Here is a 14049-nt window from a genome sequence, read left to right as displayed (position 1 = left end):
CACACGGCCGTTCTCACTCACCGATGGATGTGGCGTCGACCGCACGCCCGCGCGTCGCCGCCCAGGCCGGGACGAGGATCGCGACGAGCGAGAGCACCACGGCGATCGCGAGCACCACCAGGTAGATCGCAATCGGCCCGGACGGCAGCAGCGATCCGCTCACCACCAGGCAGAACGGCACGATCGAACCCGCCGAGACCAGCGTCCCGAGCAGCACCGCGATGGTCGCGATCAGCCCGCCTTCGACGCCGGCCATCCGCAGCACCTGGCCGCGGGTGAACCCGCTCAGCCGCTGCAGCCCGAACTCGCGACGCCGCTTGGAGGTGGCCATCACCAGCGTGTTGACGACCGAAATCACCGTGTACGCGATGATCATCCCGACGAGCAGGTAGTTGACCCACGCGCCGATCTCGTTGCCCTTCGCGTGCGCCGCGATGAGCGCGTCACGATCACCGACGATCACCGGCATTCCGGCCGTCGCCTCGCGAAGCCGTGAAGTCAGCGTCGCCGTGTCGACGCCTTCGGCCGCCCGCACCAGCAGCTGCGGGGCGAGCCCGAGCGTCGTGTGCGGAGCCAGCAGGGACGCGGGCAGCACGAGCCGTTCGAACCCGGGGCGCTGGCTCTCGACGGCGGTCACCCGCACGTCCACCGGCGTGCCGTCGCCGAGCCGCAGCGACAGCGTGTCGCCGACGTGACGGCCGAGCGTGTCCGGCAACGCGACGGCGTTCCCGGTCAGCTCGCTGACGCCGAGCGCGGGCCAGCCGTCGTCGTCCTGGTTGGAGTCGTACGGCTTGTCGACGAACACCGTGCTCGTGACGTACTCCGAGGCACCCGCCACACCCGGGATCGCGGTGACCCGGCCCAGCACCGACGGGTCGAGCCCGGCCGGCCCGGCGACGACCGCGTCCGCCCGCAGGTCCTCGGTGTACGCCTGGTTCGAGACGGCTTCCTGGGTGGTCTGCAGGTAGATGTTGGCGGTCGCGATGCCGACCGCGAGCATGATCGGGGTGACCGCGCCGGCCGTCCGCACCGCACCTACGCGGGTGTTGAGCAGCGCGACCCGGCCGGTGACGCCGCTGAAGGCGTGGACCGGCCAGCGCAGCAGCGCCGCCGTCACCTTGGTGACACCGGGGCTGATCGCCGCGAGCCCGAACGCCCACAGCATCACCGCGGGACCGGCCGTGCTGGCCGCGACCGGGCCGGTCATCACGGCGACCGTGACGATGGCCAGCGCCGTCCCGCCCGCGAAGCACAGGATCGCGGTGATCAACCGGATCGGCGTCAGCCAGCGCCGTTCGACAGCGGCTTCCGCCAGCGCCTCGGTCGGGCGGACCTTCGAAGCCCGCCGGCCGGCGACGAAGGACGCGACCACGACGGCCAGCAGCGACGCGCCCGCGGCGACCGTCGCCGGGAGCCAGCCCTGCTCGAACCGCAGCACGTCCGGGACGACGTGGTTGGCCGCGAGCTCGCCGAACAGCCACCTCCCGAGCACCGGCCCGAGCGCGACCGCGGCGGCGACCGCGAGCAGGCCGACGACCAGCGCCTCGCCGAGGACCATCCGCCGCAGCTGGCGCGGGGTCGTGCCGATCGCCCGCAGCAGCGCGAGTTCGCGCTGGCGCTGCTGGGTCGACAGCGTGAGCGTGCCCGCGACGACGAACACCATGACCATCGCCGAGAGCCCGCCGGAGACGGCGGCCAGGATGATGAGGTTCTCGCCGCTCTGGCCCACCTCGGGGAACTCGAGGCCGCCACGGTCGGCGCCGGTCGTCACGACCCCGGCGTCCCCGACCACGGCCGACACCGCGGCGGCGTCCCCGCCGAAGACGCCGATGGCGTCGAACTGACCCGGGTGCCCGGAGAGCTTTTCCGCGTCGGCAGTGGCGAAGAACAGCGCGGAATCCCGCATGGCCTGCGGCGCTTCGGCGATGCCGGAGATCCGGTACTCGCCGACGCTGCCGTGCGCGGCGACCGGCACCGTGTCCCCGACGGCGAGCCCGAGCCCGGCGTCGACCACGACTTCGCCCGGCTTCGGCGCTTCGCCCTTCAGCGTGTACGGCGTCAGCGCGGCGGAATCCCAGTCGTGCCCGAGGGCGCTCGCGGCGCCGGCCTGCGCCGGGAAGCTGACCTCGCCGACGACGTTCGTGACGCCGGGGACCGCGCGCAGGCGGTCGGCCAGCGCGGCGTCGACGCGGACGCGTTCGGGCAGGGTCGCGTTCTTGAACTTGTGCTTGTCGTCGGGGTCGAGGGTCGCCGGGTCGTCCTCCGGCAGCGCAAGCGTTTGCTGCCCGCCGACGACGATCGGGGCGGCGGCCAGCCGCTGCACCGGCGTCTCGGACCGGATGCCCGTCTCCATCAGGCCGCCGCACGCCGAGACGATCAGCGCGCCGAAGAACACGGCGACGAACGTCGCCAGGAAGGCGCCCTTGCGCAGGCGAAGGGTGCGCAGTGCCAGCATGAACATCAGGCCCGCACCGCCATCCGGTCCCAGGCGCCCAGGTGGGTCATCCGCTCGGCGACGGCGGCCGCGGTCGGCCGGGCCAGCCGGCCGGCGATCCGGCCGTCGGCCAGGAACACGACCTCGTCGGCGTGGGACGCGGCGACCGGGTCGTGCGTCACCATGATCACCGTCTGGCCCGACGCCCGGACGGACTCGCGCAGCAGGCCGAGCACGTCGGCGGCGGTGCTGGTGTCGAGCGCGCCGGTCGGCTCGTCGGCGAACAGCACGGCCGGGTCGGTGACCAGGGCCCGCGCGATCGCGACGCGCTGCTGCTGCCCGCCGGACAGCTGCCCGGGCAGGTGCTTGCGGCGCCCGTCGAGCCCGACGTGCGTGAGGATCCGCGCCACGAGCCGCTTGTCCGGGCGCTTGCCGGCCAGCTGCAGCGGCAGCACGACGTTCTGCTCGACCGTCAGCGCCGGGAGCAGGTTGAACGCCTGGAAGACGAAGCCGACGCGGTCGCGCCGCAGCTTCGTCAAGTACGTCTCGCTCTTGCCGGCGAGGTCCTGGCCGTCGAGCACGACGCGGCCCGACGTCGGCCGGTCGAGCCCGGCCGCGCAGTGCAGGAACGTGCTCTTGCCCGAACCGGACGGGCCCATCACCGCGGTGAACCCGCCGCGCGGGAACGCGATCGAGACCCCGTCCAGCGCGACCACGCCTTCGCCGTACTCCTTGCGCACGGCCTCCAGCCGGACCGCGTCGGCTGCCTCGTTCCACCCAGTTGTCATGGGGAAAACGCTAGGGAGGTAGCGCCCGGACCACCCTGGTGCAGACGCGCGTTTCCGGGGTAGGGACAGCCCTACTCAGGTGCGGCCCTTGCCGCCGAAGCCGCCGCTGATCCGGCGCAGCACCGCGCGCGGCAGCAGCCCGCCGATCGCGACGACGGCCTTGTACTGCAGGCTCGGCACCGAGATCACCTTGCCGCGGCGCAGGTCCGTGAGCGCCTCGCCGACCACCTGTTCGACACCCAGCCAGGCGATTTTCGGGCCAGGCTTGCCGATGCCGGCCCGCTGGTGGAACTCGGTCGCGGTGAAACCCGGGCAGAGCGCCATCATCCGGACACCCTTCGGCAGCGACGCGGCGATGCCTTCGGTGAACGACGTGACCCAGTTCTTGCTGGCCGTGTACGTCGACCCGCGGCCGCTGAAGAACCCCGCGACGCTGCTGACCTGGATGATCTCGCCGTGACCGCGCTGGATCATGCCGGGCAGCGCGGCCCGGGTGAGCCGCAGGACGGCGGTGACGTTGACGTCGAGCTGGCGCTGCAGCGCGTCCGGCGGGATCGTCCAGAAGTCGCCGTTCAGCCCGAACCCGGCGTTGTTCACCAGCAGGTCGACCGGACCGGCCGCGAGCCGCTCCTCGACCGCCGTCCGTCCGTCCACTTCGGACAGGTCGGCCGGGAGCACCTCGACGCCGACGCCGTGCTTTTCCCGCAGCTCAGCGGCGTAGGCCTCCAGGCGCGCGGTGTCGCGGGCGACGAGGACGAGGTCGTACTTCTCGGCGGCGAGCGTGCGCGCGAACTGCGCGCCGATGCCCGCGGTAGCTCCGGTGATCACAGCGGTGGTGGTCATGTGGGTGAACGATACCCACAGGTCAGGGCCTCGGGGTGCAGGCGTTTCACACCCGGGCTATCGTCCCGATCATGGGTAAGCACAGCAGGCGCAAGAGCGGCTACCTGCCCAAGATCGCCGCCGGCGCGGCGCCCGTGGCCCTCCTGTTCGCGGCCCCCGCGACCGTGCTCGCGGCCCCGGCCGAACTCACCCTGCCCCTCGACCACCGCCACACGACCACCCTCGACAGCGACGACGACACGCTCTCCGCGAGCCGCCGCGACGTCGTCGTCAAGCAGCTCGGCGACGCCCGGCTCGCGTCCGACCTCACGGAGGCCGTCGCCACGCGCGGCGACCGCGTGGGCGTCGTCGAACGAGCTCACCAGGGCGTCTGGCTGGCCAAGGATGTCGACGTCCTCAGTGAGAACGCCGAACAGCTCGACACCGGGCTCTTCGCGGGAGACCTGACGGGCGGGGTCGCCACCCGCCACTCGTCCGGGCAAGCCGTCGACCTCGGCCAGCTGGGCGCGGTCGGCACGGCGTCCGAGCAGCACGTCATCGGCAGCTTCGCCGGCGTCCTCGACGTGGGGCAGAAGCACGAGCTGGGAGGCCAGCTCGGGCCGGCATCCGGCCTGGTCAAGGCGTCCCACAGCCTGTCATCGGGCTCGTTAAGCGGCGACCTCGGTGTCGACCACGTGGTCCACGTCCAGGGCGCGCTGGACCACCACCCGTCGGCGGCCGTCAGCGTGGCCGACCAGCAGGTGCTGTCCCTTTAGTCCTGCGCCGGCGGGTCCACGGGCTGGTGCTGGACCGGCGTCCCCGCGGCGGGGGTCGGCGGGGTGCCGCCGATGGACGGGATGGGCGCGCTCGCCTGGTGGCGGCCCGCGTCGTAGTCCTCGTCGAACGGGTCGACGATGTCCGCGATCTCGCCGAGGTCGCGCAGCAGGCGCTCGAGCCGTGACGGGCCGGCGGTCGGGACGACGCTGGCGAGCACCCACTCGGCCTCGAGCCAGGCCACGCCGACGTCGCCGCCGAGCTGGTCCGCAGCGTCGACGAGTTCCTGGGTGATCACCGCGCGGGCGCCGTCGGCGTCGTCCGCGAAGGCGTAGCGCGAGCCGATCGGGCCGAGCATCTCCGGCATGTCGGCGCGCTGGAACGGCACGCTGGACAGCCACATCTCGATCGGGATCCGGTGCTTCTTGTTGCAGCGCACGGCGACGACGACGGCCGGGATCTGCCCCTCGGACTCGATGTCGAAGATGAACACGGGCCGCCGGCCATCGGAGGTGAAGGTCGACCCCGCGACGACGTTCACGGCGGCGTCCGCGCCGAAGTAGCCGATCGCGCCGTTGGACCACTGCTGCGGCAGCCGCTCGTCCTCCTCGACGAACTGCCAGCCGCGCAACTGAGCCCAGCGCATGCGCTCGCGGTTGCGCGAGCCCTCCTTCGCCCGGTCGGCAGCGAGCAGCCCGAGGCCCGCCACCAGGGCGACGGCCGCGATGACGAACCAGATCCACGCCGGAATACCCACGCCGTGCAGGGTATCGCCTGCTACGCCGAAGAGATGATCGCCGGTACCCGTGTCGCCGGGCCCGTTCGGACCAATTCCCCGTCGCCAGGTCGACAAATCGCCATCTCAAGCCACTTTGGACGGCCGGAAAGGCGTGAGGGCCACCTTGAGGGACTCTATGTCCCTCAAGGTGGCCCTCACGGCTTTGGCGTCAGACGCGCTCGACCGTCAGCCCGTCGCCCGCTTCGATGTCCGGGATGTCGACGCGCACCGTGTCGCCGTCGCGGACCTCGCCCGACAGCAGCTCCTTCGCCAGCTTGTCGCCGATCGCCGACTGGACCAGCCGCCGGAGCGGGCGGGCGCCGTAGATCGGGTCGAAGCCGTTGAGCGCGAGCCACTCGCGGGCGCCGGCGGTGACCTCCAGGTTCAGCCTGCGCTGCGCCAGCCGCGCGGCCAGCCGGGCCACCTGGATGTCCACAATGGACGTCAGCTGCTCGGTGCCGAGTGAGTGGAACACGACGATGTCGTCGAGCCGGTTGAGGAACTCCGGCTTGAACTGCCGCTGGACCACCGACAGCACCGCGTCCCGCCGCTGCCGCTCGTCCAGGTTCGGGTCGGCGATGGCCTGCGAGCCGAGGTTGGACGTCAGGATCAGGATGGTGTTGCGGAAGTCCACCGTCCGGCCCTGGCCGTCGGTCAGCCGCCCGTCGTCGAGGACCTGCAGCAGCACGTCGAAGACGTCCGGGTGGGCCTTCTCCACCTCGTCGAGCAGCACCACCGAGTACGGCCGGCGCCGGACGGCCTCGGTCAGCTGCCCGCCCTGGTCGTACCCGACGTACCCCGGCGGGGCGCCGACCAGGCGCGCCACCGAGTGCTTCTCGGCGTACTCGCTCATGTCGATCCGCTGGATCGCCCGCTCGTCGTCGAACAGGAACTCCGCCAGCGCCTTGGCCAGCTCGGTCTTGCCGACGCCGGTCGGGCCGAGGAACAGGAACGAACCGGTCGGGCGGTCGGGGTCGGCGACGCCGGCCCGGCTGCGGCGCACCGCGTCCGAGACGACCTGCACGGCCTCCTTCTGCCCGATGACGCGCCGGCCCAGCTCGTCCTCCATCCGGAGCAGCTTGCCGGTCTCGCCTTCGAGCAGCCGGCCCGCCGGGATACCGGTCCACGCGGCGACGACGTCCGCGACGTCGTCCGCGCCGACCTCTTCCTTCAGCATCACGTTCTGCTGGCTGGCCTCGCTCGCCGCGGTGGCCGCTTCGAACTCCTTCTCCAGCGCCGGGATCCGGCCGTAGCGCAGCTCGGCGGCCTTGCCGAGGTCGCCGTCGCGCTCGGCGCGTTCGGACTCGCCGCGCAGCTGCTCGAGCTGCTCCTTGAGCTCGCGGACCTTCTCGATGGAGCCCTTCTCGTTCTGCCAGCGCGCGGTCAGCGCGGTCAGCGTCTCACGCTTCTCCGCCAGCTCGGCGCGCAACGTCGCCAGCCGATCGCGAGAAGCGGCGTCGCTTTCCTTGGCGAGCGCCATCTCCTCGATCTCCAGGCGGCGCACGGCGCGCTCGACCTCGTCGATCTCCACCGGCCGCGAGTCGATCTCCATGCGCAGCTTGGACGCGGCCTCGTCGACCAGGTCGATGGCCTTGTCCGGTAGGAAGCGCGCGGTGATGTAGCGGTCGGACAACGTCGACGCGGCGACCAGCGCGGCGTCCGTGATCCGGACACCGTGGTGCACCTCGTAGCGCTCCTTCAGCCCGCGGAGGATCGCGATGGTGTCCTCCGGCGACGGCTCGCCGACCAGCACCTGCTGGAAGCGCCGCTCCAGGGCGGCGTCCTTCTCGATGTGCTGGCGGTACTCGTCGAGGGTGGTCGCGCCGACCATCCGCAGCTCGCCGCGGGCGAGCATCGGCTTGATCATGTTGCCCGCGTCCATCGCGCCCTCGCCGGTCGCGCCGGCGCCGACGATGGTGTGCAGCTCGTCGATGAACGTGACGACCTCGCCCGCGGAGTCGGTGATCTCCTTGAGCACGGCCTTCAGCCGCTCCTCGAACTCGCCGCGGAACTTCGCGCCGGCCACCATCGACCCCAGGTCGAGGGCGATGACGCGCTTGCCGCGCAGCGATTCCGGCACGTCGCCGGCGATGATGCGCTGGGCCAGGCCCTCGACGATGGCCGTCTTGCCGACGCCCGGCTCGCCGATCAGGACCGGGTTGTTCTTCGTGCGGCGCGAGAGCACCTGCACGACCCGGCGGATCTCGGTGTCGCGGCCGATGACCGGGTCGAGCTCGCCGGCGCGGGCGCGCGCGGTGAGGTCGACGCCGTACTTCTCCAGCGCCTTGAACGTGCTTTCGGGGTCCTCGCTGGTGATCCGGGCGGAGCCGCGGACCTTGACGAACGCGTCACGCAGCGCATCCGGCGTGGCGCCGTGCCGCTTGAGCAGGTCGGCGACCTGGCCACCCTCGGTGGCGAGCCCGACCAGCAGGTGCTCGGTCGAGACGTACTCGTCGCCCAGCTCGGTCGCCAGCTTCTGCGCATGCGTCAGCGACTTCACGGCGAACGTGTCGAACTGCGGGCTCGACACCGTCGCGCCGGTCGCGGACGGCAGCGCCGCGATGAGCGGCTCGAGCTCCTTGTGCACCACCCCCGGGTCGGCCCCGACCGCGGTCAGCAGCGGTGCGGTCAGCCCTTCACCCTGCGCCAGCAGGGCGCCCAGCAGGTGGGCGGCCGCAACGTGCGGGTTGCCGGCCATGGTGGCCGCCTGCGCCGCGGACGAGATCGCCTGCTGGGTCTTCGTGGTCGGGTTGAAAGCGTCCATCCCTCACCTCATGCTCGATACTTCAAAAGTCCAGGTGACAGGCCTGACCGAGACCTGACACTATCCTTAACGCACGAAAACTTGAGTCTGTTCCGCTCAACTCTGACCGGGTGCGACGGCGCTCGCCGGCAACCGGTGGCCCAGCGTCCCGAGCCCGGCCACCGCGAGGCCCGCGCACGCCCCGACCAGCACCCAGGGTAACCAGTCGGCCACCGAAAACAACGCGACCACCGCGGGCGCGAGCACCTGCGCCACGGTGAACGCGTATTGGTACGCAGCGAGATAACGGCCGCGGGCGACCGGAGGTGCCGCGGCTTCGGCCAGTGCACCCGAACGCGGGCCGAAGACCAGGTCACCCGCGGCGAACACCAGCGTCGAGAGCAGCAGGTACACCACCCGCCAGCCCTCCGGCACGAGCAGCACGCCGAGGCTGACCACGCACCACGCGGCGAACAACGCCGAGCCCGCGCGCATCGCGGCGATCCGGGTCAGCCGCGCGGTGAGCCGCAGCGCGAGCGTGCCGCCGACACTGGTCACCACGGTCAGCAGCGCGAGGATCGCGCCGGGCAGCCACGCCGGGCCGTGCAGCCGGTCGATCACGAACACCGGCGTGCCGATGAGGAAGAAGTCGAGCGAAAGGCCGAAGAGCCCGCTGAACAGGATCAAGGCGAGGTACGGCCGGTCACGGAGCACCTTGACGGACCGTTCGTCGTGCTGCTTGTGCGGCCGCGCGAGGTGGACGAACAGGGCGAGGATCGACGCGGCCGCGAAGAACGTCACGACGTCCAGGACGAGCGCGATGCGGTAGCCGGCCGTGCCGAGCCAGGTCAGCAGCGCGCCCGCCACCAGCCCACCGAGGCCGAAGCAAGCGGCCCGCACCATCCCCACCTCGGCGAACGGCCGATCCTTCGGGACGTCGCCCGCGACGTCGGCGATGAGCACGAACAGGGAGCTGTAGAACAGCTGCTGGCCGGTGGCGAGCAGGACGGCGGCGGCCACGACCGGGCCCACGCCGTCGGCGAACAGGTACGCGGCCGCGCCGGCGGCCTGCAGCAGCTGGGCCCCGATGACCACGGCCCGCGGCCCGACGCGGTCGACGAGGCGGCCGGCCAGCGGCGGCACCACGAGCCCGCCGACGGTGCCGAGCGTGACGGCCGTGCCCGCCACCACGAGCGGCACACCGACCACCTGCGTCACGTAGACCAACGCCCATGGGAGGAACAAACCTGAGCCGAAGTTGTCGATCCCCAACGCGCACAGCAGTGCGACCCGGCTACGCGTCACAAATCGACGTTAACCCTGTGGCACACCGCCAAGTCAGGACCGAACGGCCACATTCCGGCGTGCAAAATGCAACTGCCGGTGTTACCCCGGCCGCCGCGCGTCACTTGGTCGTGTCGGCCAGGCAGGCGGCACTGCCGAGGGCGCGGCGCAGGTCGGCGTTCATCTCGGCGAGCCTGCCGATGAGGTCGGTGACGCGCTCGTCGTCCCAGCCGCCGAGGGCCGTCTCCATGAACTCCAGGTAGTTGGCCCGCCAGCGGGTGAGCTCGGCCCGGCCCTTCTCGGACACGCTCACCAGGGACGCGCGGCCGTCTTCGGGCGCGGGACGGCGGTCGACCAGCCCGGCGGCGGACAGCTGCGTGATCTGCCTGCTGACCACCGACAGGTCGACGAACCGGCGTTTGGCCAGCTCGGACGGCCTGGCTTCGCCGTTCTTCGCGAGGTCGGACAGGAGCATCGCGGCGGCCGGGTGCAGTCCCGGCTCGCTCTGCCAGGCCTGCATGATCCAGGCGTGCTGGAGCTGCGACGCGGTCTTCAGCTCGCGCATGAGCTCGACCCGGACGTCGTCGTCGGTGTCGTCGAAGCCCATCGGACCCCTCCCGCCATTACTTGTGCAATACAAGCTTATTGCCGATCGCTTGCGTGAGCAAGGATCATCCCGGTGAGGTCGCCCACGCCGCGGACGGGCGCAATACACCCGGTCGGACCAACAATGCGGGCAAAAGGGCGGTCGACGGCTACCCTGCGGACGGGCCCGCGCGCGGCCCCGGTGAGTGACGAGGTGGACGTAGTGGCGAAGGACCCAGGAGGCGGCTGTGAGCGGAACTGCCGTCACCGCGTCCGGCCCGGCGGTGAATGATCGAGTGCCGTCGTCCCTCCGTCCCCGGCGAGCGAACACCACCCCATGACAGCCGACTCGGTCAGCCCGTTCCCCAGGTCCTCGGCCCCGCGTGAAGCCCCCGCGGCCGTCGTGGCGATGGTGCAGCTCATCCGCGACAGCTGGGCGAAGTCCGAGCCGTACATCGCGGAGATCTCCCAGTTCTTCTACGGGATGCTGTTCACCCTCGCGCCGACCACGCGCGACTTCTTCCCGATCAACATGGAGATCCAGCGCGGCCGGCTGGTGCGCGCGCTGGTGCACATCGTGCAGATGGTGGACCGGCCCGACGACCTCGCGCCGTTCCTGCGCCAGCTGGGCCGCGACCACCGTAAGTTCGGCGTGGTGCCCCGGCACTACGAAGCCGTCGGCACCGCACTGCTGGCGTCGCTCAAGAACCACCTCGGCCCCGAGTGGACCCCCCAGGTCGAACGCGCCTGGGCCGAGGCGTTCACCATCGCCGCACGAGCCATGCAGGACGCGGCCGCGGCCGACACGAACCCGCCGTCGTGGCAGGCCACCGTGGTCGAGCACCGGCGGCTGACCTGGGACCTCGCGCTGGTGCGGCTGATGCCCGGCCAGCCCGTGCCCTACCACCCCGGCCAGTACATGAGCGTCGAAGTCCCGCAGCGGCCGCGGCTGTGGCGCTACCTCTCGCCGGCGAACGCACCGCGTGAGGACGGCGGCATCGAGTTCCACGTCCGCGCGATCGACGGCGGCTGGGTGTCCAGGGCGATAGTCAGCCACACCCAGCCCGGCGACGTCTGGCGGCTCGGTCCGCCACTCGGCCGGCTGACGGTCGACCGCGAATCGTCACGGGGCGTGCTGATGGTCGCGGGCGGGACGGGCGTCGCACCGTTGCGGTCGATCCTCGACCACCTCGCACTGTGGGGCGAGAACCCGAAGACGTGGCTGTTCTACGGCGGACCCGCCCGCGAGGACCTCTACGACCTCGACGAACTGCGCACGCTCGCGTCCACCAACCCCTGGCTGAACGTGACGCCGGTGGTGGAGCGCGGCGGCGACGTGCCCGGGTTCGAGCAGGGCACGCTGGCCGAGGCGATCACGCGGTACGGCGCCTGGCCGAACCACGACATCCTCGTGTCCGGCTCGCCGGCGATGATCCGCGCGACGGTGTCGCGCATGCTGGTGGCGGGCAGCGCGCTGGACCAGATCCAGTACGACCCGTTCACCATCGACTAGACACCTCCCATTGTGCGCACCCGTCCGGTGCACAAATCGAACGAACCACGAGAATTGTTACGCGAGTCTCGTAAACCTTCCGGGTGATCATTTTTACGCTGCGCCAGACGGGGTTGACCCGGTGTGGCGAAATTGCTCCGTTCGAGCGGACCGCGCGGAATCACGCGCATCTGCACGGGAATTCGCCTACAGTCGGGAACCCTCGGGGACGGCACGCCACAAGCGACGCTGCATGCGCGTCGCCAAAAGCCTTTGCACGACTGGAGATTACCAATCCCGATGAGTGCTGAATCACTGAAGATCTCCGCGCCGCCCGAGACCGTTCCCGTTTCGGCCGTGGAAGGTCGCGAACTGGCCCGCCTTATTCGTGAAAGTTTTGCGGAGATCGAACCGAAAGCGGACGAACTGGCACAGTACTTCTACGGCGCGTTGTTCGTGGTCGCGCCGGATTGCCGCGACCTGTTCCCGGCCTCCATGGCGAACCAGCGCAGCCGGTTGCTGCGCGCGCTCGTCTACGTGGTGCAGATGGTCGACCGGCCCGACGAGCTGGTCACCTTCCTCGGGCAGCTGGGCCGCGACCACCGCAAGTTCGCCGTCGTCTCCCGCCACTACGACGCCGTCGGCGTCGCGCTGCTGGCCGCGCTGAAACGGTTCCTCAAGCAGAAGTGGACGCCCGAGGTGGAGTGCGCGTGGACGACGGCGTACGGGCTCATCGCCAAGACCATGCGCGAGGCCGCGCAGGCGGAGACCGGGCCGGCGTCCTGGTCGGCGCGGGTGCTCGACCACCGCAAGCTGTCCCGCGACGTCGCGATGGTGCGGGTGCAGACCGAGGGACTGCTGCCCTTCCGGGCCGGCAGCTACGTGAGCGTGGAGGTCCCGCAGCGGCCGCGGATGTGGCGCTACCTCTCCCCGGCGACCGCGCCGCGCGGCGACGGCCAGATGACGTTCCACGTGCGCTCGGTGCCCGGCGGCTGGGTCAGCGGCGCCATCGTCAACCACACCAAGCCGGGCGACACCTGGCGGCTCGGGCCGGCGATGGGCACGCTCAACGTGCGCCCGACCGCCACCCGGAAGAAGCTGCTGATGATCGCCGGCGGCACCGGGGTCACCCCCTTCGTCTCGATCCTCGACGACCTCGCGCACTGGAAGCGCAACCCGCCGGTGCACCTGTTCTTCGGCGGCAAAAGACCCGAGGACCTGTACGCGCTGGACGACCTCCGGCGACTGACCGCGGTGTCGAAGTGGCTGACGGTCACCCCGGTGACCGAAGAGGGCGCGATCCCGGGCGGCGACCGCGGCACGCTCGCCCACGTCGTGACCCAGCGTGGCGCCTGGAAGGACCACGACATCCTCGTCTCCGGCTCGCCCCCGATGATCCGGGCGACGATCGCGAAGCTGCTCACCGTCGGCGTCGACCTCGAACGCATCCGCTTCGACCCGTTCACCCTGGACTGAGGAACCCCTCGGCAGGCCGGGCGGATTCTCGCTATGTTCGCCGATATGGAGATGACTATTCCGGTTTCGGACGGCACCATCGGCGGCTACCTCGCGGAGCCGCCGGGCGAAGGACCGCACCCGGGCGTGGTGCTCATCCACGACGCGTTCGGGCTGAGCCAGGACACGAAGAACATCACCGACCGCTTCGCTGCCGACGGCTACCTCGCGCTCAGCCCCGACCTGTACGCACGCGGCGGCTTTCGCCGGTGCGTCCGCCGCGTCTTCTCGGACATGTTCGCCAACCAGGGCCGGACGTTCGACGACATCGAGGCGTCGCGCGCGCTCCTGGCCGGCCGCGCGGACTGCTCGGGCCGGATCGGCATCGCCGGGTTCTGCATGGGCGGCGGCTTCGCGCTCGTCGCGGCGTCACGCGGCTTCGAGGCGTCGGCGCCGTACTACGGGCAGCTGCCGAAGAACCTGTCGGTGCTCGACGACGCGTGCCCGATCGTCGGGAGCTTCGGCAAGAAGGACTTCTCGCTGCGCGGCGCGGCCGCGAAGCTCGAGACGGCACTCACCGAGCGTGACATCCCGCACGACGTCAAGGAGTACCCCGGCGCGAGCCACGGGTTCGCCAACAAGATCGAGGTCGCGCCGCCGCTGAACCTGCTGCTCAAGGTCATCGGGTTCACCTACCACCACGAGGCGTCCGAGGACGCTTGGCGCCGGGTGACGTCGTTCTTCGGCGAACACCTGCAGCAACCGGCCCGACCTTCGCACTGAGCCGAGCGGGCTAGCGAAGTCTCCGAACGGCTGTTGTTTGTTGACCGTTGTGCCCGAATCACCTTATGGTCTAGACCACATCTTCCCCGGATGTGCTCGTTCGTCCTCCCT

The 14049-nt window shown here is 71.0% G+C and carries 11 protein-coding genes; 4 read left to right on the top strand and 7 right to left on the bottom strand.

Going from position 1 to position 14049, the window contains the following annotated elements:
- Window positions 1–13: 13 nt before the first annotated feature.
- The 3 genes from AB0C38_RS03340 to AB0C38_RS03330 form a co-directional block, all read right to left on the bottom strand.
- The gene (locus tag AB0C38_RS03340) at window positions 14–2461 is read right to left on the bottom strand and encodes an ABC transporter permease (RefSeq protein WP_360665722.1); all 2448 of its coding nucleotides are present in this window, start codon (window positions 2459–2461) and stop codon (window positions 14–16) included.
- Complete coding sequence (locus AB0C38_RS03335) at window positions 2461–3222, bottom strand: ABC transporter ATP-binding protein (RefSeq protein WP_360665719.1); 762 nt, start codon at window positions 3220–3222, stop codon at window positions 2461–2463. The genes AB0C38_RS03340 and AB0C38_RS03335 overlap by 1 nt, the downstream gene beginning before the upstream one ends.
- Window positions 3223–3297: 75 nt before the next feature.
- A complete protein-coding gene (locus AB0C38_RS03330; RefSeq protein ID WP_360665716.1) occupies window positions 3298–4065 on the bottom strand; it encodes an SDR family oxidoreductase in 768 nt (255 codons plus the stop codon).
- A gap of 71 nt (window positions 4066–4136) precedes the next feature.
- Here AB0C38_RS03330 and AB0C38_RS03325 point away from each other — a divergent pair, with 71 nt between their 5' ends.
- Window positions 4137–4820 carry a hypothetical protein gene (locus tag AB0C38_RS03325; RefSeq protein ID WP_360665713.1) on the top strand — a complete coding sequence of 228 codons (684 nt, stop codon included), beginning with the start codon at window positions 4137–4139 and terminating at the stop codon, window positions 4818–4820.
- Here AB0C38_RS03325 and AB0C38_RS03320 read toward each other — a convergent pair.
- From AB0C38_RS03320 to AB0C38_RS03305, 4 genes are all read right to left on the bottom strand, one after another.
- Window positions 4817–5575, bottom strand: coding sequence for a hypothetical protein (locus tag AB0C38_RS03320; RefSeq protein WP_360665710.1), 759 nt, complete (start codon window positions 5573–5575; stop codon window positions 4817–4819). The genes AB0C38_RS03325 and AB0C38_RS03320 overlap by 4 nt on opposite strands.
- Before the next feature lie 190 nt (window positions 5576–5765).
- The gene (gene clpB, locus AB0C38_RS03315; protein ID WP_360665707.1) at window positions 5766–8360 is read right to left on the bottom strand and encodes an ATP-dependent chaperone ClpB; all 2595 of its coding nucleotides are present in this window, start codon (window positions 8358–8360) and stop codon (window positions 5766–5768) included.
- Window positions 8361–8456: 96 nt separating this feature from the next.
- The gene (locus AB0C38_RS03310; protein ID WP_360665704.1) at window positions 8457–9644 is read right to left on the bottom strand and encodes an MFS transporter; all 1188 of its coding nucleotides are present in this window, start codon (window positions 9642–9644) and stop codon (window positions 8457–8459) included.
- 100 nt (window positions 9645–9744) lie between these two features.
- Entirely contained in the window at window positions 9745–10230 is a 486-nt protein-coding gene (locus AB0C38_RS03305) for a MarR family winged helix-turn-helix transcriptional regulator (RefSeq protein WP_360665701.1), read from the bottom strand.
- Window positions 10231–10545: 315 nt separating this feature from the next.
- Here AB0C38_RS03305 and AB0C38_RS03300 point away from each other — a divergent pair, with 315 nt between their 5' ends.
- From AB0C38_RS03300 to AB0C38_RS03290, 3 genes are all read left to right on the top strand, one after another.
- On the top strand, window positions 10546–11721 hold the full coding sequence (locus AB0C38_RS03300) for a globin domain-containing protein (RefSeq protein WP_360665699.1): 1176 nt from the start codon (window positions 10546–10548) through the stop codon (window positions 11719–11721).
- 351 nt (window positions 11722–12072) lie between these two features.
- Window positions 12073–13176 (top strand): globin domain-containing protein, encoded by a 1104-nt coding sequence (locus AB0C38_RS03295; RefSeq protein WP_360667459.1) that lies wholly within the window; start codon window positions 12073–12075, stop codon window positions 13174–13176.
- Between the two features lie 45 nt (window positions 13177–13221).
- On the top strand, window positions 13222–13938 hold the full coding sequence (locus tag AB0C38_RS03290; RefSeq protein WP_360665696.1) for a dienelactone hydrolase family protein: 717 nt from the start codon (window positions 13222–13224) through the stop codon (window positions 13936–13938).
- The last annotated feature ends 111 nt before the right edge of the window (window positions 13939–14049 follow it).

The organism is Amycolatopsis sp. NPDC048633, assembly GCF_040650695.1.
Taxonomy (GTDB): domain Bacteria; phylum Actinomycetota; class Actinomycetes; order Mycobacteriales; family Pseudonocardiaceae; genus Amycolatopsis.
The sequence above is the reverse complement of the archived record's forward strand: the minus strand, read 5'-3'. Positions and strand labels throughout refer to the sequence as shown.

Coding starts and splice junctions, on each gene's coding strand:
- AB0C38_RS03290 (WP_360665696.1), top strand. CDS start 13,222: ATGGAGATGACTATTCCGGTTTCGGACGGCACCATCGGCGGCTACCTC.
- AB0C38_RS03305 (WP_360665701.1), bottom strand. CDS start 10,230: ATGGGCTTCGACGACACCGACGACGACGTCCGGGTCGAGCTCATGCGC.
- AB0C38_RS03300 (WP_360665699.1), top strand. CDS start 10,546: ATGACAGCCGACTCGGTCAGCCCGTTCCCCAGGTCCTCGGCCCCGCGT.
- AB0C38_RS03340 (WP_360665722.1), bottom strand. CDS start 2,461: ATGTTCATGCTGGCACTGCGCACCCTTCGCCTGCGCAAGGGCGCCTTC.
- AB0C38_RS03330 (WP_360665716.1), bottom strand. CDS start 4,065: ATGACCACCACCGCTGTGATCACCGGAGCTACCGCGGGCATCGGCGCG.
- AB0C38_RS03335 (WP_360665719.1), bottom strand. CDS start 3,222: ATGACAACTGGGTGGAACGAGGCAGCCGACGCGGTCCGGCTGGAGGCC.
- clpB (WP_360665707.1), bottom strand. CDS start 8,360: ATGGACGCTTTCAACCCGACCACGAAGACCCAGCAGGCGATCTCGTCC.
- AB0C38_RS03325 (WP_360665713.1), top strand. CDS start 4,137: ATGGGTAAGCACAGCAGGCGCAAGAGCGGCTACCTGCCCAAGATCGCC.